Source organism: Nocardioides sp., assembly GCF_044226765.1.
Taxonomy (GTDB): Bacteria; Actinomycetota; Actinomycetes; order Propionibacteriales; family Nocardioidaceae; genus Nocardioides.
Map to the genome: position 1 here is coordinate 115,117 of NZ_JBGAGJ010000001.1, position 19,394 is coordinate 134,510.

At 73.9% G+C, this 19,394-nt stretch carries 16 protein-coding genes; 10 read left to right on the plus strand and 6 right to left on the minus strand.

Translation table 11 applies throughout. The features are described from left to right. Window positions 1-15 precede the first annotated feature (15 nt). The 4 genes from ACILRH_RS00590 to ACILRH_RS00605 form a co-directional block, all read right to left on the minus strand. Complete coding sequence (locus tag ACILRH_RS00590; RefSeq protein ID WP_395690186.1) at window positions 16-1,974, minus strand: anthranilate synthase family protein; 1,959 nt, start codon at window positions 1,972-1,974, stop codon at window positions 16-18. A gap of 63 nt (window positions 1,975-2,037) precedes the next feature. Then, window positions 2,038-3,585, minus strand: coding sequence for a glycoside hydrolase family 5 protein (locus ACILRH_RS00595; protein ID WP_395690187.1), 1,548 nt, complete (start codon window positions 3,583-3,585; stop codon window positions 2,038-2,040). Between the two features lie 74 nt (window positions 3,586-3,659). After that, complete coding sequence (locus tag ACILRH_RS00600; RefSeq protein WP_395690188.1) at window positions 3,660-5,837, minus strand: HelD family protein; 2,178 nt, start codon at window positions 5,835-5,837, stop codon at window positions 3,660-3,662. 68 nt (window positions 5,838-5,905) lie between these two features. Then, window positions 5,906-6,661, minus strand: coding sequence for an enoyl-CoA hydratase-related protein (locus tag ACILRH_RS00605; protein WP_395690189.1), 756 nt, complete (start codon window positions 6,659-6,661; stop codon window positions 5,906-5,908). Window positions 6,662-6,709: 48 nt separating this feature from the next. Between ACILRH_RS00605 and ACILRH_RS00610 the strand changes: the two genes are divergently transcribed. The 8 genes from ACILRH_RS00610 (at window position 6,710) to ACILRH_RS00645 (ending at window position 16,246) form a co-directional block, all read left to right on the plus strand. Continuing rightward, window positions 6,710-8,230 carry a molybdopterin-dependent oxidoreductase gene (locus ACILRH_RS00610; protein ID WP_395690190.1) on the plus strand — a complete coding sequence of 507 codons (1,521 nt, stop codon included), beginning with the start codon at window positions 6,710-6,712 and terminating at the stop codon, window positions 8,228-8,230. A 729-nt stretch (window positions 8,231-8,959) separates the two neighbouring features. Beyond that, window positions 8,960-9,622, plus strand: coding sequence for a fasciclin domain-containing protein (locus tag ACILRH_RS00615; RefSeq protein ID WP_395690191.1), 663 nt, complete (start codon window positions 8,960-8,962; stop codon window positions 9,620-9,622). Between the two features lie 40 nt (window positions 9,623-9,662). Next, window positions 9,663-10,265: an ECF RNA polymerase sigma factor SigK gene (sigK, locus tag ACILRH_RS00620; RefSeq protein WP_395690192.1), complete on the plus strand. Its 603-nt coding sequence runs from the start codon at window positions 9,663-9,665 to the stop codon at window positions 10,263-10,265. After that, the gene (locus ACILRH_RS00625) at window positions 10,262-11,014 is read left to right on the plus strand and encodes an anti-sigma factor domain-containing protein (RefSeq protein WP_395690193.1); all 753 of its coding nucleotides are present in this window, start codon (window positions 10,262-10,264) and stop codon (window positions 11,012-11,014) included. The genes sigK and ACILRH_RS00625 overlap by 4 nt, the downstream gene beginning before the upstream one ends. Then, window positions 11,011-12,981, plus strand: a complete 1,971-nt coding sequence (locus tag ACILRH_RS00630; RefSeq protein WP_395690194.1) for an FAD-dependent oxidoreductase — start codon at window positions 11,011-11,013, stop codon at window positions 12,979-12,981. The genes ACILRH_RS00625 and ACILRH_RS00630 overlap by 4 nt, the downstream gene beginning before the upstream one ends. Continuing rightward, window positions 12,978-14,249, plus strand: a complete 1,272-nt coding sequence (locus ACILRH_RS00635; RefSeq protein WP_395690195.1) for a class I SAM-dependent methyltransferase — start codon at window positions 12,978-12,980, stop codon at window positions 14,247-14,249. The genes ACILRH_RS00630 and ACILRH_RS00635 overlap by 4 nt, the downstream gene beginning before the upstream one ends. Further along, complete coding sequence (locus tag ACILRH_RS00640) at window positions 14,250-15,467, plus strand: class I SAM-dependent methyltransferase (RefSeq protein ID WP_395690196.1); 1,218 nt, start codon at window positions 14,250-14,252, stop codon at window positions 15,465-15,467. Next, window positions 15,464-16,246, plus strand: coding sequence for a DUF1295 domain-containing protein (locus ACILRH_RS00645; RefSeq protein ID WP_395690197.1), 783 nt, complete (start codon window positions 15,464-15,466; stop codon window positions 16,244-16,246). Before ACILRH_RS00640 ends, ACILRH_RS00645 begins: the two co-directional genes overlap by 4 nt. Here the strand turns inward: ACILRH_RS00645 and ACILRH_RS00650 are convergent. After that, window positions 16,186-16,866 (minus strand): hypothetical protein, encoded by a 681-nt coding sequence (locus ACILRH_RS00650; protein ID WP_395690198.1) that lies wholly within the window; start codon window positions 16,864-16,866, stop codon window positions 16,186-16,188. The genes ACILRH_RS00645 and ACILRH_RS00650 overlap by 61 nt on opposite strands. A gap of 57 nt (window positions 16,867-16,923) precedes the next feature. Between ACILRH_RS00650 and ACILRH_RS00655 the strand changes: the two genes are divergently transcribed. Continuing rightward, window positions 16,924-17,454 carry a GNAT family N-acetyltransferase gene (locus tag ACILRH_RS00655; protein WP_395690199.1) on the plus strand — a complete coding sequence of 177 codons (531 nt, stop codon included), beginning with the start codon at window positions 16,924-16,926 and terminating at the stop codon, window positions 17,452-17,454. 233 nt (window positions 17,455-17,687) lie between these two features. Further along, entirely contained in the window at window positions 17,688-18,248 is a 561-nt protein-coding gene (locus tag ACILRH_RS00660; RefSeq protein WP_395690200.1) for a protein-L-isoaspartate O-methyltransferase, read from the plus strand. Between the two features lie 108 nt (window positions 18,249-18,356). On the opposite strand, the gene ACILRH_RS00665 is transcribed toward ACILRH_RS00660, so the two are convergent. Next, window positions 18,357-19,322 (minus strand): hypothetical protein, encoded by a 966-nt coding sequence (locus ACILRH_RS00665; RefSeq protein ID WP_395690201.1) that lies wholly within the window; start codon window positions 19,320-19,322, stop codon window positions 18,357-18,359. Window positions 19,323-19,394 lie beyond the last annotated feature (72 nt).

The window sequence follows — 19,394 nt, forward strand, 5'->3', positions numbered from 1 at the left end:
CCACCACCGGGCAGCCTAGCCCGTCGGGGCGTCGCTGTGACCCCCATCGAGGAGAAGGTCGACGACCAGCCCGTGCAGGAGGTCGTAGCCGTGCTCGGTGAGGATCGACTCCGCGTGGAACTGGATGCCCCGATAGTGCGGGCCGGCGACGAGGTGGATGTCACCGGTCTCGTCGTCCGCCTCGACGCGGACGCCGTCGGGCACCCCGGCCTCCCCCACCCGCCCGACGAAGGTGTTGTAGAAGCCGACCCGCTCGGTGCGACCACCGATGCTCACCGGCGACTGCGTGCCCTGGAAGACGATGTCCTTGAAGGTCAGCGGCAGGCCCAGCAGGTGGCAGAGGGTCTGGTGCCCCAGGCACACCGCGAGGAACGGCGTCCCGCTGGCCAGCAGGTCGGCGACGGCGGCCCGCATCCGGGCGATCTTGGGATCGTCGCCGTCGCGCGGGTCGCCGGGCCCGGGTCCCACCACGACGAGGTCGAACCCGTCGAGGCAGCCCGGTCGGTAGTCCTCGTGCCGCACCACGGTGCTGGTCATGCCCAGCACCCCGAAGACGTGCCGCAGCATGTTGACGAAGTCGTCCTCGCCGTCGAGCACGACGACGCTGCGGCCGGCCAGCCGCGGGTCCGGCGGCGAGCCACCCTGGTCGGTGAGCCAGAAGGAGGACAGCCGGCGGTTGCGCGCGTTGAGGGCGAGCAGCACGTCCTCGTCGTTGACCAGCTCGGCCACGTTGACGGTCGGCGGCGGTGCGGGCTCGACCAGGCCGAAGGCGCTCAGGATCCCGCCGGCCTTGGCGTGGGTCTCCGCGACCTCGTACGCCGGGTCCGAGTCGCGCACCAGCGTCGCCCCGGCGGTGACGGTCAGCCGGCCGTCGGGCGTGACGTCGGCGGTCCGGATCACGATCGGGCTGTCGACCACCGGTCCGCCCTCGGGATCGCGGCCGAGGATGGCGAGGGCGGCTCCGTAGTAGCCGCGGCCCTCCCGCTCGTACTTGGTGATCAGCCGGCAGGCGTTCTCCACCGGCGACCCGGTGACCGTGGCGGCGAACATGGTGTCGCGCAGCACCTCGCGCGGGTCGCTGCCGGTGCGGCCGGCGAGGAGGTACTCGGTGTGGATGAGTCGGCTCATCGGCTTGAGGAACGGGCCGAGCACCTGGCCGCCCTCCTGGCAGATGTCGCACATCATCTTCAGCTCCTCGTCGACGACCATGAAGAGCTCGTAGATCTCCTTCTCGTCGTGGAGGAAGTCCAGCAGCCGCGCGCGCAGGTCGCCCGACCCCGCGCTCTGCTCGCCGGCGCGCGGCAGCCGGAACGTGCCGCTGATCGGGTTCATCCGCACGTCGCCGCCCAGGATGGTGACGTGCCGCTCCGGGCTGGCGCCGACCAGGTAGCGGTCCCCGGTGAAGAAGACGAAGGTCCAGTACGCGCCGCGCTCGCGCTCGAGCAGACGCCGGAAGACCGTGAGCGCGGTCTGCGGACCCCAGTCGGCGACCTGGGCGCGGTAGTGCCGCCCCACGACCAGGTTGGCGCCCTCGCCCTGGCCGATCTCGTCCTCGATGATCGAGCCGACCAGCCGGGCGTACTCGTCGTCGTCGGTGTCGAAGCCGCCGCGGTCGGCGAACTCGACCGGCACCTCGTCGATCGCGTCGACCACCTCGGCGACGGTGTACTCCAGCTCGGTCTCGACGTCGACCACCACGAGCGGCGCGCCGTCGTCGTGCGCCTCGAAGCCTCGCTCGCGGACCTGGCGGAACGGGACCGCGAGGAGCCGGTCGGCGATGTGCCCGTCCTCCGGGACCCCCTCGGCCAGGGGTACGTCGAGCAGCGACTCGACCACGCTGCGGCGACCGCCGACGACCCCGACCGTGTCCCGGTCACCGGCCCGCGTCGAGCGCCGGATGATCGCCCAGGCCTCGTGCCCCTGGACGGCCGCGATGGCTTCCCGGGCTGAGGGCTTCTGGGGCGACTCGGTCATGCCCGCGACTCTATTGGTCGCGGCGGCCCCGCACCCCGCCCGTCTCAGCCCGCCCGGTCGGCGTCAGCCCATCCGCAGGCGGAACGAGTCGGCCACGCAGCCGCTCAGCACCACGCCGCCGGGGGCGGAGCTGCGGCGCAGGTGGGTGATGCCGGTGACCCGGGGCTTGTGGCGGGCGAAGCGGGCCGGCGCCCAGACCTGCAGCGCGCACCGCTGCGACCCGGGCGTGAACCGGCCGGCCAGCTCGAAGGCGCCGGTCCGGCTGTTGGAGGTGAGGGTGGTGGTGCGGCCCGGGACCGCGCGCGGCACCGTCCGGCCGAGCACGTCGCCGAACGCGGGGTCGACGGGCTGCGCCACCTGGTCGGGGCAGGTGTAGCGGACCAGGCTCGGCGACACCGCCGCCGGCTGGCCGCCCGGTGCCGGGATCATGTGCGGGTCGCCGCAGGCCTGCTTCCAGTCCCACCACGCGCCGCCGTACCCCCACCGATCCTCGGCCGCCGCGTAGCGCCGCACCTTGTCGGCGTCGTCGGCCGGGTGCTCGGGCCAGAAGCCCCACTCGCCGCCCCACACCGTCACGCCGTACGACTTCGCCACCGTGGCGGCGTTCTTGAACCCGGTCGCGATCGGGATCCCCGCGAACGCCTCGGCGTAGATGTGCGGCGCGAACGCGATGTTCTGGTCCTGGGTGAACTCGACCGGCGGGACCGGCGAGGTCCCCTGGTTGGACCACCGCACGTTCGGCTCGAAGAACGCCACGTGGGAGAAGCCGCCGCCCTTGCGCTCCCCGGCCCGGATCGCCGCGATCGCGCGCCGGTAGAAGGCGCCGAGGTCGGTCGTGGCGTTGGCCTGGTCCAGCCCGATACCGGGCTCGTTGAGCAGGTCGTAGCCGGCGACCGTCGGGTTCGTGGCGACGTCGCGGGCCAGCCGGCCCCAGGTGCGCACGAGCTCGGTCTGGATCCCGTCGGTGTCGTCGTAGAAGTGCTGCCAGGCGTGCAGGACCGCGGGCGCCAGCTCGCGCGTCCCGAAGGGCCGGCAGGTGGACTGCCCGTCGGTGATCGTCGCCCAGGCCGGCGCGCCGTCCCAGCCGTTGTTGGGCGAGGTGTTCGGCGGGCAGGTCACGTCCTGCGGGGTTTCCACCGCGAGGCCCCAGGCGTCCTGGTGCATGTCGAGCACGACGTAGAGGCCGGCGAGCCGGGCCCAGCGCAGCGCCTGCTTGATCTTCGCGACGTACGCCGTGTCGTAGGCGCCGCGGGTCGGCTCCAGCCGCGACCAGCTCACGATCAGGCGCACCGAGTTGAACCCGAGGGCGGCGATGTCCTGGAAGTCGTCGCTGGTCAGCGGGACCGTGGAGGGGAGCTCCGGGTTGGCCTGGTAGTACTCACCCAGGCCGTTGACGTTGACGCCCCGCAGCAGCACACGGGCGCCCCGGGCGTCGACGATCGCCGCCTGGGGGCCGTGCGTCGCGTGCAGGCGCGGCGGCGCGGCCGGCCGCTCGACGCCGGCCCGGGCGCCGGCCACCGGCCCCGCCGGCTGGGCGGTCGCGGGTGCGGTCGTCAGCAGGCCGCCCACGAGGGCGGCGAGCACGGACAGGGCGGCGGGGACGCGGAGCACGGGCGGATCCTAGGCCGACCGCCCCGCGCGTGCGGGCCGAATCAGCCGATCCTCAGCAGCTTCGCGACCGGGCCTCAGGAGACCGTCGTGAGCAGCTGGGTGGCCCGGGTGAGCACGACGTAGAGGGTGGCCCGCCCGGTCGCCGACTCGTTCTCGATCTCCTGCGGTCGGACCACCACGATGCCGTCGAACTCCAGGCCCTTGGTGTCCAGACCGGTCAGCACGACGACCCGGTCCTCGCCGGAGGGGGTCACCGACGAGTCGATCGCCGCGCGCGCCCCCGGCGCGTCACCGGCGAGCTCGGGCCACGACGCGAGCCAGGCGTTGACCTCCGAGCGGCGGGCGACCGGCACGACGACGCCCACCGTGCCCTCGACCCGGCCGGCGATGCCGACGACCGCCTCGCGCGTCGCGGCCTCGAGGTCCGCGGCGTCCTCGACGACGACCGGCTCGACGCCGGTGGACCGCACGGCGGTCGGCAGGTCCGCGTCGAGGCCGACCCGCTCGGCGTACGCCGCTGCGAACGCGTAGATCTCGGCGGAGTTGCGGTAGTTGGTCGAGAGGTGGAACTCGTGGACCTCCTTGCCCTCCAGCGCAGCAGCGCGTGCCGCGGCGGCCTCGGCCGGCACCGGCCACGACGACTGGGCCGGGTCGCCCACGATCGTCCACGACGCCGTCCGCCCGCGGCGGCCGACCATCCGCCACTGCATCGGCGTGAGGTCCTGCGCCTCGTCGACGAGCACGTGGGCGTAGGCGTCGTCCTCGATCTTGTGCGACGGCGGCGCCCAGGCGCGGCCGGTCGGGGCGTACTCGCGGTCGGCGGCGGTGAACAGCTCCTGCATGTCGATGCCGCCCTCGAGCAGGCCGGTCTCGTCGAGGTCGCGCTCGTCGTCGGTGCGCTCGGGCACGTCCCCGATCGCGTAGCGCAGCTCGTCGAGCAGCGGGACGTCCTCGACCGAGAGGTCGGGCCCCGACCACGACTTCGCCAGCAGTCGCTGCTCCTCCGGCCCGATGACGCCGTCGCCGACCCGGGACAGGAACTCGGGCTCGCGGAGCCACGCGAAGACCTCGGTGGCGGACAGTGGGGGCCACCAGGCGGCGGCGAAGTCGAGGAAGCCCTGGTGCGACAGCATCTCGTCGTCGAACGCCTCGCGCCCGCGCTCGCGGCCCCGCTCGCCGCGGACCTGGCGCCACATGGCGTCCAGCAGCGCCCGGGGCACGCGCGGCAGCTGGCGGTTGCGCCGGCCCTGCGACATCAGCTGGCGACGGAGGTTCCCGAGGACCTGGCGGTCCAGCACGATCGTGTCGTCGCGCCAGAAGATGCGGAACTCGCGCGGCGCCCCCGGCGCCTGCTGGCGGGCGGTGCGCCGCATCAGCTCGGCCATCCGCGCCGAGCCCTTGACGTCGGCGACGGCCGGCTCGTCGTGCCGGGTCGCGCGGACCCCCTCGACGACCTCGCCGAGCGAGCGCAGCGCGACAGCGGTCTCACCGAGGCTGGGCAGCACCCGCTCGATGTAGCGCATGAACACCCCGCTGGGCCCCACGACGAGCACGCCGCCGCTCTCGTAACGCCGCCGGTCGGTGTAGAGCAGGTACGCCGCGCGGTGCAGCGCGACCACCGTCTTGCCCGTGCCGGGCCCGCCCGAGATCGACACCACGCCCTTCCCGGGCGCGCGGATCGCCTGGTCCTGCTCGGCCTGGATGGTGGCGACGATCGAGTGCATCGAGCGGTCGCGGGCCCGGGAGAGCTGCGCCATCAGCGCGCCCTCGCCGACGATCGGCAGGTCGGTCTCGACCTCGGCGTCGAGGAGCTCGTCCTCCACGCCGACGACCGCGCTGCCGGCGCACCGCAGCACGCGACGCCGGACGACGTCGTGCGGCTCGGCCGCGGTGGCCTGGTAGAACACCGCGGCCGCTGGGGCGCGCCAGTCGATCAGCAACGAGTCGCGGTTGGCGTCGCGCAGGCCGATGCGGCCGACGTACCGGGGCTCGGGGTCGACGTCCTCGCGCAGGTCGAGGCGCCCGAAGACCAGGCCCTCGTGCGCGGCGTCGAGCTGCGCGATCCGCCGCGCGGCCTGGTAGACCATCGCGTCGCGCTCGACCAGACCACCCTCGTGGCCCAGGCGCCCGCGGGAGTGACCCTCCTTGGCGATCGCCTCCGCCGCGCGGGCGGACTCGCCCAGCTGGACGTAGACCCGGTCGACGAACGCCTGCTCGGCAGCGATCTCTCGCTCCACCAGCTCTTCGGACAACGCCAGTCTTCCCCTCGACACCTGCGACCTCGCAAGCGATCTTGCGAGTCGTCAAGCGTACCCGGCGGCTACTTCTTCCGGGTCAGGAACGCCGTCATGGCCTCCTTGGCCTCGTCCGAGGCGAACAGCCGGGCCGAGGTCGCGGCCATCTCCTCACCCAGCGCGTCGATGCGCGCGACCAGGTCGCGGTTGAGGATCCGCTTGGACTCCCGGAGCCCCTGGGCGGCACCGGTCGCCAGCGACGCGCAGACCCGCGCGACCTCGGCGTCGAGCGCGTCCGCGGGCACGGCGGTGGTGACCAGGCCGTACGCCGCCGCCTCGGCGCCGCTGAAGACCTCGCCTCCCAGCGTGGTCAGCGCTGCCGCCCGCGGCGTCATCCGGGCGTGCACCGTGAGCGAGATGATCGCGGCCGCCAGGCCGAGCTTGACCTCGGTCAGCGCGAAGGTCGCCTCCTCGGCGGCGATCGCGATGTCGGACGCCGCGACGATGCCGATCCCGCCCGCCCGCACCGGCCCCGCGACCCGGACGACGACCGGCTTGTCGAGGGTCGCGACGAGCCGCTGGAGCTCGACGATCCGGCGCGCTCCCTCCTCCATCCCCTCGGTCGACGCCTCGGAGAGGTCGGCTCCGGAGCAGAAGACCCGGTCCGCGCTGGTGACCAGCAGGACCTTCACGTCGTCGTCCGCCGCGGCCCGCTCGATGCCGGCGAACAGCTCGGTCACCAGCTGGCGCGAGAGGGCGTTGCGGTTGTGCGGCGAGTCGAGGGTCAGGGTCGCGACCTGGTCTGCGACGGCGTAGTGGACGAGCTCGCTGGTGTCGGGCATGGCAGGCATCGTGCCATCCGGGAACCCCCTCCGCGCCGAAGTCCCACCATGCGCACCCGACTGCTCCCCGCCCTGACCGCAGCCGGGACCGGTGTCCTCGCCACGCTCGTCGGCGTCTCCGCCGGCCACCTGGTCGCCGCCGCGCTCGAGCCCGCGTCGTCGCCGGTGCTCGTCGTCGGGTCCACGGTCATCGACCTGACCCCGACCCCGCTGAAGGAGTGGGCGATCGCCCACTTCGGCACCCACGACAAGGACGTCCTGGTCGGGTCGGTCCTGGCAGGGGTCCTGGTGCTCGCGGCGGTCGCCGGCCTGCTCGCACGGCGCCGCTTCGCGTACGGCGCGGGGCTGCTCCTCGCGCTGACCGCGATCCCGGCCCTGGCAGCCCTGGACCGGCCCGAGGCCGCGGCGACCGACGTGCTGCCGAGCGTCGCGGCCGCGGTGGCGGGCCTCGGTGCCCTGGCCTGGCTGCACCGCGCCGCGACCGCGGCGGCCACGTCACCGGGCGCCGGCGGGCGGCGGGGCGTCCTGGTCGCGGGCGGCACCCTGGCCGTCGGTGCCGTGGTGATGGCGGGCGCGGGGCGGTGGCTGACGTCGTACCGGACGCGCTCGGTCGTGGTCGACCTGCCGGCGGCCGCCGACCCGGCCCCACCGCTCCCGGCCGGGCTGGACCGCAAGGTCGCGGGCATCACGCCGTTCCGGACCCCGGTCAGCGACTTCTACCGGGTCGACACCCGCCTGACGCTGCCGCTCGTCGACGTGGACGGCTGGACCCTGACCATCGACGGCGACGTCGACCGGGAGGTCACGCTCACCTTCGCGGACCTGCTCGCGATGCCGCTGATCGAGCGCGACATCACGCTGACCTGCGTGTCCAACGAGGTGGGCGGACGCTACATCGGCGCCACCCGCTGGCTCGGCGTCCGGCTCACCGACCTCCTCGACCTGGCCGGCATCGACAGCACCGGCGCCGACCAGATCCTCAGCACCGACGTCGACGGCATGACGATCAGCACGCCGCTCGACGTCGCGACCGACGGCCGCGACGCGATGATCGCCGTGGGGATGGACGGCCGCTCCCTCCCCCGCGAGCACGGCTTCCCGGCCCGGATGGTGGTGCCTGGGCTCTACGGGTTCGTCAGCGCGTGCAAGTGGATCACCCGGATGACGCTGACGACGTACGCCGAGCAGGACGCCTACTGGACCAAGAAGGACTGGGCCACCGACGCCCCGATCAAGATCTCCAGCCGCATCGACACCCCCCGCCCGCTCGCGACCATCGACCCGGGCCGCACCGTCATCGGCGGCATCGCCTGGGCCCAGCACCAGGGCGGGATCGCTCGGGTCGAGGTGCGCGTCGACGGCGGCCCGTGGGAGACCGCCCGGCTCGGCCCGTCCGGCGGCAACGACTACTGGCGCCAGTGGTACCTCCCCTGGACCGCCGAGAAGGGCCAGCACACCCTCTCCGTGCGCGCCAGCAACGGCGACGGCGACGTCCAGACCCCTGCCCGCACGACTCCCTTCCCCAGCGGCTCCACCGGCATCCAGCAGATCGTCGTCACCGTCGCCTGACACCGATCGGCGCCGACGCTGTGCGCGGTGCCCGGGGGTGCAGCTTCACCATGGTCTGTTGGTGAAACCGCACTCCCCACGGTGGGCTCGCCATGGGAAGTGCAGGTTCACCTGCATCCCGTGGTGAAACCGCCGCCGCGCCCCAGCCGAGACCGGCCTCGGGGTCCGTGCTGCGCAGCCGCGGGAGGTCACCGCTTCACCATGGTCTGTGGGTGAACCCGCACTGCCCACGGTGGGCTCGCCATGGGAAGTGCAGGTTCGCCTGCATCCCGTGGTGAAACCGCCGCCGCGCCCCAGCCGAGACCGGCCGCGGGGTCCGTGCTGCGCAGCCACGGGAGGTCACCGCTTCACCATGGTCTGTCGGTGAAACCACACTCCCCACGGTGGGCACGCCATGGGAAGTGCAGGCTCACCTGCATCCCGTGGTGAAACCGCACCCCCAGCGAACGAGCGGGAGACGAGCTGCGTGACGGGTCGTGGCGGCGGCGGATGCGAGGCCTTCCGAAGGAGCGTCAGACCGAGGCGTGGCGCCGCAGCGGCGCCCCACCACAGGAGACGCCACCGGCGACACGGCGAGGTAGCGACGCGGAAGGCCACGCGGTGGCCGACGACCGCCGCCGAGGGGCCGGGCCCCCACACCCATCCCCGGCGCGCCAGCGCCGGGACCAATCCGCCCGGCACCCCGCGCCGAAGCACATGCGTCCACACCCACTAGGGAAGGCAACACCGATGACCCGCTCCCTCCGCCGTACCAGCGGCCTCGCCGCGATCGCCCTCACCGCCACCCTCGGTCTCGCCGCCTGTGGCGGCGACTCCGACGACAGCAGTGCGAGCGACAGCTCCTCCTCGATGTCCTCGGACATGTCGCCCTCGGAGTCGTCGATGGGGTCGACGCCGTCCGACGACGCCATGGACGCGGGCGCCCAGACGTTCGGCGCCGGCTGCGCCGCGGTCCCGACCGATGGCGCCGGCTCCTTCAACGGCATGGCGACCGAGCCGGTGGCGACCGCCGCCAGCGCGAACCCGCTGCTGAAGACGCTCGTCGCGGCGGTCGGCAAGGCCGGCCTCGGAGACACGCTGAACTCCGCCGACGGGATCACCGTCTTCGCGCCGACCGACGACGCGTTCGCCGCGATCCCGAAGAAGACCCTCAACGCGGTCCTGGCCGACAAGCCCACGCTGACCAAGGTGCTGACCTACCACGTCGTGCCGGGCGAGCTCACCCCCGACCAGCTGGCCGGCACGCACAAGACCCTCGAGGGCGAGAAGCTCACGGTCAAGGGCTCCGGTGAGGACTTCACGGTCGGCACCAGTGGTGCCAAGGTGCTGTGCGGGAACATCCCGACCGCCAACGCCACGGTCTACGTCATCGACTCCGTCCTGATGCCCTGATCGGGTTTCGGTCGGACGAGCACGAGCAAGGATCACCGACGTGGACCACCTGAGGCCCGTGGAGCCGGCCGACCCGTCCCCCGTGGACGGGCCGGCCGGCCCCGACCTCGTCGACCTCCTGCGCCGCTGCGGCCGCGCGGACGAGGCCGCGTTCGCGCAGCTGTACGACGCCACGGCCGCGCGGATCCACGGGCTCGCCGTCCGGGTCGTCCGTGACCCGGCCCAGGCCGAGGAGGTCACCCAGGAGGCGTTCCTGGACATCTGGCGCACCGCCGGTCGCTACGACCCGGCCAAGGGCAGCCCGCTGGCCTGGCTGCTGACGATCACCCACCGCAAGGCCGTGGACCGGGTCCGCGCCGCCGAGGCGGCGACCCGCCGCGACCTGACGTACCACCACCAGAACCAACCGGTCGAGCACGACTCGACCGCCGAGGCCGCCCAGGCCTCTCTCGAGGCGCACCGCGTCCGCGGTGCGCTCGCCCACCTGACCGAGGTCCAGCGCGAGGCTGTCACGCTCGCCTACCTCGGCGGCTACACCCACACGGAGGTGGCGACCATGCTCGACCTACCGGTCGGCACCGCGAAGACCCGCATCCGCGACGGCCTGATCCGGCTGCGCGACGCCCTGGGGGTCGGCTCATGAGCGACTTCCACGCCCTGTCCGGCGCGTACGCCGTCGACGCCCTCGACGACCTCGAGCGCGCCGCGTTCGAGCGGCACCTCGCCGGCTGCGCGGAGTGCCGCGCCGAGGTCGCGAGCCTCCAGGAGGCCGCCGGCATGATCGCCGAGACGACCGCCGCCACCCCGCCCCCGGAGCTCCGCGACCGGGTGCTCGCCGGGATCGCCGGCGTGCGTCCGCTCCCGCCGGAGGTGACCCCGCAGATCCGGTCCGACCTGAGCGTCGCCGAGGAGCCGGTGCGCCGGCGCCACCGGGGTCGCTCGTGGCTCGTGGCCGCCGCCGCGGCCGCGGTGCTCGTCGCGGGCGGCGCGGTCGCCTGGGAGCAGCCGTGGTCCGACGACTCCAGCCGGACCCAGCTGTCGGCGGCCGACCGGGTCCTGCAGGCCGCGGACGCCAAGCGCACCTCGCTGGACTTCCCCGGCGGTGCCTCCGCGACCGTGGTCCACTCCGACACGCTGCACGAGGCGGTCATCGTCACCGAGGACATGCCTCCGGCGCCGAGCGGCAAGGTCTACCAGCTCTGGCTCGACCAGCCCGGCGAGGGCATGGTGTCGGCGGGGCTGATGCCGGTCGGCACCGACCAGACCGTGCTGCTGACCGGCGACGCGGCAACGGCGACGGCCGCCGGGATCACCGTCGAGCCGGCCGGCGGCTCGACCTCCCCGACGAGCGAGCCGATCGCGCTGTTCGACTTCGGCCGCGGTGAGGCGTGACGGCCCACGGCCGCCGCCGCGTCGCAGTGATCGGTTCCGGCGTCGCCGGGCTGACCGCTGCGCACGTCGCGGCGCGGTCCGCGCACGTCACGCTGCTGGAGGCCGATGACCGGCTGGGCGGCCATGCCGACACCCACCTGGTCGAGGACGCGAGCGGCGAGCTCGCGATCGACACCGGCTTCATCGTGCACAACGAGCGCACCTACCCGACGCTGCTGCGGCTCTTCTCGGAGCTCGGGGTCGCGACGCAGGAGTCCGAGATGTCGATGTCGGTGCGTGACGACGCGACCGGCCTGGAGTACGCCGGCGCGCTGGGGCCGCGCGGGCTCTTCCCCGGCGGCCGCAACCTGGGCGACCCGGCCTACCTGCGGATGCTGGCCGAGATGCCCCGGTTCCACCGACGTGCGCACGAGCTGCTGGAGCGCGACGGCGACGAGCTGACGTTGCGCGCGTTCCTCGCGACGCACGGGTTCACGGCGTACTTCCAGCGGCACTTCATGGAGCCGCTGGTGGCGGCGGTCTGGTCCTGCGACCCGGCGGTCGCGCTCGACTACCCCGCCCGCTACCTGTTCGCGTTCCTGCACCACCACGGCATGCTCTCGATCTCCGGGTCGCCCGTGTGGCGGACGGTGACGGGCGGCTCGCAGGCGTACGTCGCCCGGGTCGCCGCGACCCTCGACGAGGTCCGCGTCGGCACCAAGGTCACCTCGGTCCTCGAGACGCCCGAGGGTGTCGAGGTCACCGACGGCAACGGCCACGTGACGACGTACGACGCCGTCGTGGTCGCCACGCACAGCGGCCAGGCGCTGGCGATGCTGGCCGACCCGACGCCCGCGCAGCGCGAGGTGCTGGGGGCGATCGGCTACTCCCGCAACGTCGCGCTGCTGCACACCGACACCTCGCTGCTGCCCCGGGCGCAGCAGGCGCGCGCGTCGTGGAACTTCCGCCGTCCGGTCGAGGAGCGCGGGCACGTGACGGTCACCTACGACCTCACCCGGCTGCAGCGCCTGCCCACCGCGACCCGCTACCTGGTCACCCTCGGCGGCGAGGGTCTCGTCGACCCCACGGCCGTCATCGACCGGATGGAGTACGAGCACCCGCTCTACACCCCGGCCTCCGTCGCCGCCCGGGCCCGGCTGCCCGAGATCGACACCGACCGGATCGCGTTCGCCGGGGCGTACCACGGCTGGGGCTTCCACGAGGACGGTGCCCGCTCGGGGCTGGCCGCCGCCGAGCGGCTGGGGTTCACGTGGGAGTCCGGCGGGTCTCCCGCGACCGGCGTCTACGAGACCACGATCCGCCACACCCGGCGTACGCCGTTCCGCCGCTCGTTCACCCACCGCTCGCACACCTGGCTGGTGGACCTCGACGACCTGCCCGACCACGGCCGGCGCGGGTGGGTGCTCGGCCGGTTCGAGGCGCGCGACCACCTCGGCGACCCCGACCGGTCGATCAAGGACAACGTGGCGGCGTTCCTGCGCCGGCACGGGGTGGAGCTCGGCGCCGGCCGGGTCCAGATGGCCGCCCACCCCCGGGCGCTCGGCTTCTGCTTCAACCCGATCAGCGTGTTCTGGGTGTTCCCCGAGCGGCAGGATCCGTGCGTGGTGGTCGAGGTCCACAACACCTACGGCGACCGGCACGCCTACCTCGTGCACCCCGACGGGCACGGGCGGGCGAGCACCGGCAAGCAGATGTACGTCTCGCCGTTCCACGGCACCGACGGCCGCTACGACCTCGTGGTGCCGGTCCCCGACGAGCGCCTCCACGTCTCGGTCACCCTGACCACCGACGCCGGCGAGCGGTTCAGCGCCTCGCTGACCGGCCGCCGGACGTCCCACGGCGCCTGGCGAGCGGCTCCGGCGGCCCTCCGCGGAGCGGCACTGATCCGCGCGCACGGCATCACCCTGTGGCTGCGCCGGCTCCCGGTGCGGCCGCGACCCCACCACCACCAGGAGGGCGTCCGATGAGGACGACATCGGGGACCTCGGGGACATCGGGAACCTCGGGCTCCACCTCGACCACCACGGCCTGGCCCGGCCTCGACCGGGTCCCCGGTGGGGCCCGCACGGCGGTCTCCTCGGCCGTCGCCCGCCGGCTGTTCGTCGCCGCGATCGACCGCCTGCCGGTGACCGTCCACCTCGAGGGCGACGACGGCCGCACGGTCGGCCTGGGCGGTCCGGCGATGACGGTCCACCGTCCCGACGAGCTCTTCGCCCGGCTCGGCCGCGACGGGCTGATCGGCTTCGGCGAGGCGTACCTGACCCGGGCGTGGGAGACCGACGACCTCACGGCGTTCCTGACCGTGCTCGCCGCACACGTCGCCGACCTCGTCCCCGAGCCGCTGCAGCGGCTGCGCCGGCTCGTCCTGCGCGGGCGCCCGCGCCGGCACCGGACGACCCAGGACCGCACCCGCGACCTGATCGCGCACCACTACGACCTCTCCAACGACCTCTTCCGACTCTTCCTCGACGACACGCTGACCTACTCCTCGGCCTGGTTCGACGGCGACCGGGAGGGCGACCTCCACCAGGCGCAGGAGCGCAAGATCGAGCGCCTCCTCGACCAGGCACACGTCGGTCCCGGCACCCGCGTGCTCGAGATCGGCACCGGGTGGGGCGAGCTCGCGATCCGGGCGGCTGCCCGCGGCGCCACCGTCCGGACGATCACCCTGTCGGTCGAGCAGCAGGCGCTCGCCCGGCAGCGCATCGCCGACGCCGGCCACGGCGGCGCGGTGCGGGTCGACCTCTGCGACTACCGCGAGGTCGACGGCGAGTACGACGCCGTGCTCTCGGTGGAGATGATCGAGGCCGTCGGCCACGAGTACTGGGCGACGTACTTCCGCACCCTCGACCGCGTCCTCGCCCCCGGCGGCCGGGCCGCGATCCAGGCCATCCTCATGCCGCACGACCGGATGCTGGCGACCCGCGGCAGCTACACCTGGATCAACAAGTACATCTTCCCCGGCGGCTTCCTGCCGTCGGCGCAGGCGATCGACGAGGTGACCGCCCGGCACACCCGGCTGCGGGTCGTCGACCGGCTGGCTTTCGGTCCCGACTACGCCGAGACGCTGCGACGATGGGACGACGCGTTCTGGGACCGTCGCGACGAGGTGCTGGCGCTCGGCTTCGACGAGACGTTCCTGCGGATGTGGCACTTCTACCTCTGCTACTCGCGGGCCGGTTTCGCCGCCGGGTACCTCGACGTGCAGCAGCTGACCTTGAGCCGGGAGGACTGAATGGGCGTCGCCACCACCCTCGCCGAGGCGGTCGCGCCCTTCGTGGGCGGTGAGCTGCCGGTGCGCCTGGTCGCCTGGGACGGCTCGGAGGCCGGGCCCCCCGACGCCCCGGTCGTCGAGCTGCGCTCACCCGACGCCGTACGCCGGATGCTGTGGCGACCAGGGGAGCTCGGTGCGGCGCAGGCCTACGTCACCGGCGAGCTGGAGGTGCCCGGCGACCTGGACGAGGCGCTCACCCACGCCTTCACCGTCGCCCGGGAGCGCGGCCTCGCCGGCCGGCGACCCAACGTCGCCGCGATGGCCCGCGCCGCGCTCGCCGCGCTGGGCACCGGCGCGCTCGGCACGCCACCCCCGCCCCCCGCCACGCAGGCGCAGGTCCGCGGGCGCCTGCACTCCCTGGGGCGCGACCGCAGCGCGATCAGCCACCACTACGACCTCTCCAACGAGTTCTACGAGCTCGTGCTCGACCCGTCGATGGCCTACTCCTGCGCGTGGTTCGAGTCCGACGACACGACGCTGGAGCAGGCGCAGTCCGCCAAGCTGGACCTGGTGTGCACCAAGCTCGGGCTCGAACCGGGCATGCGGATGCTCGACGTCGGCTGCGGGTGGGGCTCCCTGTCGCTGCACGCGGCCGAGCACTTCGGCGCGCAGGTCGTCGGCGTCACCATCTCGGCGCAGCAGCAGGCGTTCATCGAGAAGCGGATCGCCGACCGGGGTCTCACCGGCCGGGTGGAGGTCCGCCTGCAGGACTACCGCGAGGTGCCCGACGACGGCTTCGACGCCGTGGGGTCGCTGGAGATGGGCGAGCACGTGGGCGAGCGCAACTACCCGACGTACGCCGCCGCCCTGCACCGCGCCGTGCGCCCGGGCGGTCGCGTGCTCGTCCAGCAGATGTCGCGGTCGGGCAGGCACCCCGGCGGCGGGCCGTTCATCGAGTCCTTCATCGCCCCCGACATGCACATGCGCCCGCTGGGCGACACCGTCGCCCTCCTCGAGCGCGGGGGCCTCGAGGTGCGCGGGGTGCAGGCGCTGCGGGAGCACTACGTGCGCACGGTGGCCGGGTGGATCGACAACTTCGAGTCGAACCTCGACCGGATCACCGAGCTCGTCGGCGAGGAGGTCGTCCGCGTGTGGCGGCTCTACCTCGTCGGGGGCTCGATGGCCTTCCGCGACGGTCGCATGGGGGTCGACCAGATCCTCATGGAGCGTCCTGAGTGACCGACGTGCTGCTGGTCGCAGGCCTGTCGCTCGCCGTCGCTGCCGGGGTGATGACCCTGACGGCGGTGGCCGCGGTGCGTGCCGGCCGGGTGTCGGTCGTGGACGTCGCCTGGGGTCTGGCGCTGGTCGGGGTCGCCGTCGCCTGTGCGGTGCTCGCCGGCGGGTGGCGCCCGTGGCTGCTGGTCGCCCTCGTCGGCGTCTGGGGCGGCCGCCTCTCGTCCCACATCTTCACCCGCTCGCGGGGTCACGGCGAGGACCCGAGGTACGAGGCGATCCTCGGTGGCTCGCTCGCCGAGGTCGGCACCGGGGTCGCCGTGCGCAAGGTCTTCGTCGTGCAGGGTGCGGCCGTCTGGCTGGTGTCGCTGCCGCTGCAGGCCGCGGCGCTCACCGACCCCGAGTGGGCCTGGGCGGTGTGGCCGGGCCTGGCCGTGTGGGTCGTCGGTGTCGTCTTCGAGACGGTCGGAGACGCCCAGCTGACGGCGTACAAGCGGGACCCCGACCGGGGGCCGGTCATGGACCGGGGGCTCTGGGCGTGGACCCGCCACCCCAACTACTTCGGCGACGCCTGCGTGTGGTGGGGGATCTGGCTCGTGGGCGGCCTCGGGTCCGGGTGGCTGCCCGGCCTCGTCACGCTCGCCGCGCCCGTCGCGATGACCGTGTTCCTCGTGTGGGTCACCGGCGCGGCGCTGCTGGAGCGCACGATGATGAGACGACCCGGCTACCCCGAGTACGCCGCCCGGACCTCGATGTTCGTGCCGCTCCCGCCGCGGCGCTCCTGACCGGCCTCGTGGTCAGGGGGCGGCACGAAGCCCGCCCACCAGTGGCTGCGGTCGTGCGGGGCGCCCTCCGTGAGCCGGACGCCGGTGACCCAGTAGGCGCTCTGCCAGTGCCCCTCGACGCAGACGTCCCGGGCCGTGCAGAAGTGGAACGACCCGTCGCGAGCGACGGGGATCGGCCCACCGGCGGCTGTGGAGAGGCCGTGGATGGCGCCGTGGCGGTAGCGGAACTCGACCGTCCCCGGGCCGAGGTAGAGCCCGGTCGCCGGCACGAGTACCTCGTCATGGACGCTCCAGCCGACCCACTCCCCGCCCGGGTGCCGCCAGGTCCCCTCGGCGTGGGTGGGGCTCAGCCAGTGGCCGCGGACGCAGATGTGGTGCTCGCAGGTCCGCTGCCACCGGCCGTCGACGACCTCGATCCGCCCGACGGCGCCGCCGCTGGTGCGGAAGTGGTGCACGACGCCGTGGCCGGCGGTGAACGTCACGTACAACCCGTGGGCGTCGACGCCCTCGTAGTAGCCGGGGTGCGGGGTCGTGCTGCGCTGGGTCGCGCCCGCGGGCCCGCTCCCGAGCAGCAGCGCCACGAGCGCGACGAACAGTGCCACCCGGCGATGCCTGACCACGGAAGAAGGCTGGCACATCCGCGACCCGGCCGCGGTGGGTCTGCCTAGATTGCCGGGATGGACCTCCACCGACTCGAGAGCGCCGACCTGGACGGCGGCACCCGGACCGCGCTGCGAGCGCTGTGGGACCGCGCCTTCGACGACTTCACCGACGACGACGCGGACCACGCGTACGGCGGCGTCCACGTGCTCGCGCGCGACGGTGGGCAGGTCGTGGCCCACGCGAGCGCGGTGCCGCGCCGGCTCCGCTTCGGCACCGGGCCCTGGCGCACCGTCGGCTACGTGGAGGCGGTCGCGACCGACCCGCCGCTGCAGGGACGCGGCGTGGGCCGCCGGGTGATGGTGGCGCTGCAGGAGGAGATCGCCGCGCGCTGGCCGGTCGCGATGCTGTCCACCGGCAGCGCGACCGGCTTCTACGAGCGGCTCGGCTGGGAGCGGTGGCGGGGCACCTCCTTCACCGCGACCACCGAGGGTGTCGTCCCCGACGGCGAGGAGGAGGGCCTGATGGTGCTGCGCCTCGACGCCTCGGTCGTCCCCGACCTCACCGTCGACGTCACCTGCGAGGACCGCCCCGGCGACGCCTGGTGAGCCCGCCGGCCCGGCGTCGGCGCGGGTTCGCCGTGGGAGGTGGATGAATCCCCGGTCAGCCGGGGATTCATCCACCGTTGTCAGGGATTGCCTGACGTTGTCGGGGATTGCAACACCTGACAACGTCAGGAAGAGCCTGACCGGCTCCCGGACGACCACCCGCTGACCGGAGCCGCAGCTCGGTCCACCCGGCGCCACCCCACCCGCCGCGGCGTGGTGGCAGACTCGCGGGCATGACCACCGACCGGGTGGACGCGGCGTTCGCGGCGGTGCCGCGCGAGGGGTTCCTGCCCCGGTCGCAGCGCCGGCGGGCGGCGTACGACGGGCCGATCCCCATCGGCCACGGGCAGACGAACTCCCAGCCGCGCACCGTCGAGGCGATGCTGCGGCTGCTCGACGTGCGGCCCGGAGACCGGGTGCTCGACGTCGGCTCCGGATCGGGGTGGACCACCGGCCTGCTGGCGCACCTCACCGGACCGACCGGGAGCGTGCTCGGGCTGGAGCTGGAGCCGGCACTGGTCGCGTTCGGCCGGGACAACCTCGGCCGGAGGTGGCCGTGGGCGCGGATCGACCAGGCCCGACGCGGGGTGCTGGGTGACCCGGATGGCGCGCCGTACGACCGGGTGCTGGTGTCGGCGGGCGCCGAGGAGCTGCCCGGTGAGCTGGTCGACCAGCTCACCCCGGACGGCCGGCTGGTGATCCCGGTCGCCGGCGTCATGCTGCTCGTCGAGGCCGGGGCCGAGGCGCCCCGGATCACCGAGCACGGGTACTACCGCTTCGTACCGCTGCGCTGACCCCTGCGCTGACCCCTGCGCTGACCCCTGCGCTGACCCCTGCGCTGACCCCTGCGCTGACCCCTGCGCTGACCCCTGCGCTGACCCCTGCGCTGACCCCGGACGCGGTCACCGCTCCGCGTGGACGCGGAAGTGGTGCAGGCGGTGGTGGGCGTCGTGCCAGGCGCCGGAGAACGTCGTCTCGCTGGTCCACGCCCCGGCCAGGCAGAGGTGGTGCTGGCAGGCCCGGAAGTGCCGCCCCTCGAGCGGGGCGCCGCCGAACTCGTGGTGCCCGGCCGACACGTCGCTGACGTGATGGGGGTGGACCCGGAACATCACGACGTGTCCACTGAAGTCGTGCCCGCCGTACCAGCCGTACTGCGGGTCCCACCCGTCCCCTGAGCTGCGTGCCACGCCCGCGCGGGCCGACCCGCGATCGGGGTCGGGCTCGAAGAACGCCTCCCAGTGCGTCACCGAGTCGTCGCCGGGGTGGGTCGTGCGCCCGACCACCCGGTTGGGTGCTCGCCACTGCCCGTGGACGCAGACGTCGCCGTGGCACACGTGGAACCGCATCAGCTGGTCGACCGACACGTGACCGAGGTGCTGGTGGTGCCAGGTGAGGCCGCGGACCTGCTCCCCGTCGAAGCGCAGGTGGACGGCGGCGCCGTGCGCCGCGGTGCCCTCGTAGCGCCCGTGACCCACCGGCCGGTCGGAGCCGAGCCGCGACAGCGAGAACTGGTGGACCCGACGGGATCCCTTGGTGGTCAGGTACGCGAGGAAGATGCGGTGCTCGGAGCTCCAGTGCCCCCACGTGCAGACGTGGCAGCTGTCGTCGTACCACCGGTCCCGGTCCCACAACATGATGTCCGGGCGGTCGTGCGTGCCGAGCCGCACGTGGGTGAGGCGGTCACCGGTGTAGGAGAAGAACGCGTGGGTGGAGAGGTCGCCGTGCCCCCAGTAGGCCCCCGGCTGCGGACCCGGGTCGGACCGGTCGGACCGGTCGGCACCGGCCGAGGCCGCCCCCACGGGGACGAGCACGAGCGCGGCGAGCACGACGGCCACGACGGCCGCTCGCGCGGCGCGGACGACGGACACCGGCTCCCCCTCCCCTGGCGACCGGACCACGCTAGGGCCCGGGTCGACCAGGCACCATGGCCGGACCGGGCC

Coding starts and splice junctions, on each gene's coding strand:
- ACILRH_RS00590 (WP_395690186.1), bottom strand. CDS start 1,974: ATGACCGAGTCGCCCCAGAAGCCCTCAGCCCGGGAAGCCATCGCGGCC.
- ACILRH_RS00605 (WP_395690189.1), bottom strand. CDS start 6,661: ATGCCCGACACCAGCGAGCTCGTCCACTACGCCGTCGCAGACCAGGTC.
- ACILRH_RS00610 (WP_395690190.1), top strand. CDS start 6,710: ATGCGCACCCGACTGCTCCCCGCCCTGACCGCAGCCGGGACCGGTGTC.
- ACILRH_RS00615 (WP_395690191.1), top strand. CDS start 8,960: ATGACCCGCTCCCTCCGCCGTACCAGCGGCCTCGCCGCGATCGCCCTC.
- ACILRH_RS00625 (WP_395690193.1), top strand. CDS start 10,262: ATGAGCGACTTCCACGCCCTGTCCGGCGCGTACGCCGTCGACGCCCTC.
- ACILRH_RS00635 (WP_395690195.1), top strand. CDS start 12,978: ATGAGGACGACATCGGGGACCTCGGGGACATCGGGAACCTCGGGCTCC.
- ACILRH_RS00640 (WP_395690196.1), top strand. CDS start 14,250: ATGGGCGTCGCCACCACCCTCGCCGAGGCGGTCGCGCCCTTCGTGGGC.
- ACILRH_RS00655 (WP_395690199.1), top strand. CDS start 16,924: ATGGACCTCCACCGACTCGAGAGCGCCGACCTGGACGGCGGCACCCGG.
- ACILRH_RS00660 (WP_395690200.1), top strand. CDS start 17,688: ATGACCACCGACCGGGTGGACGCGGCGTTCGCGGCGGTGCCGCGCGAG.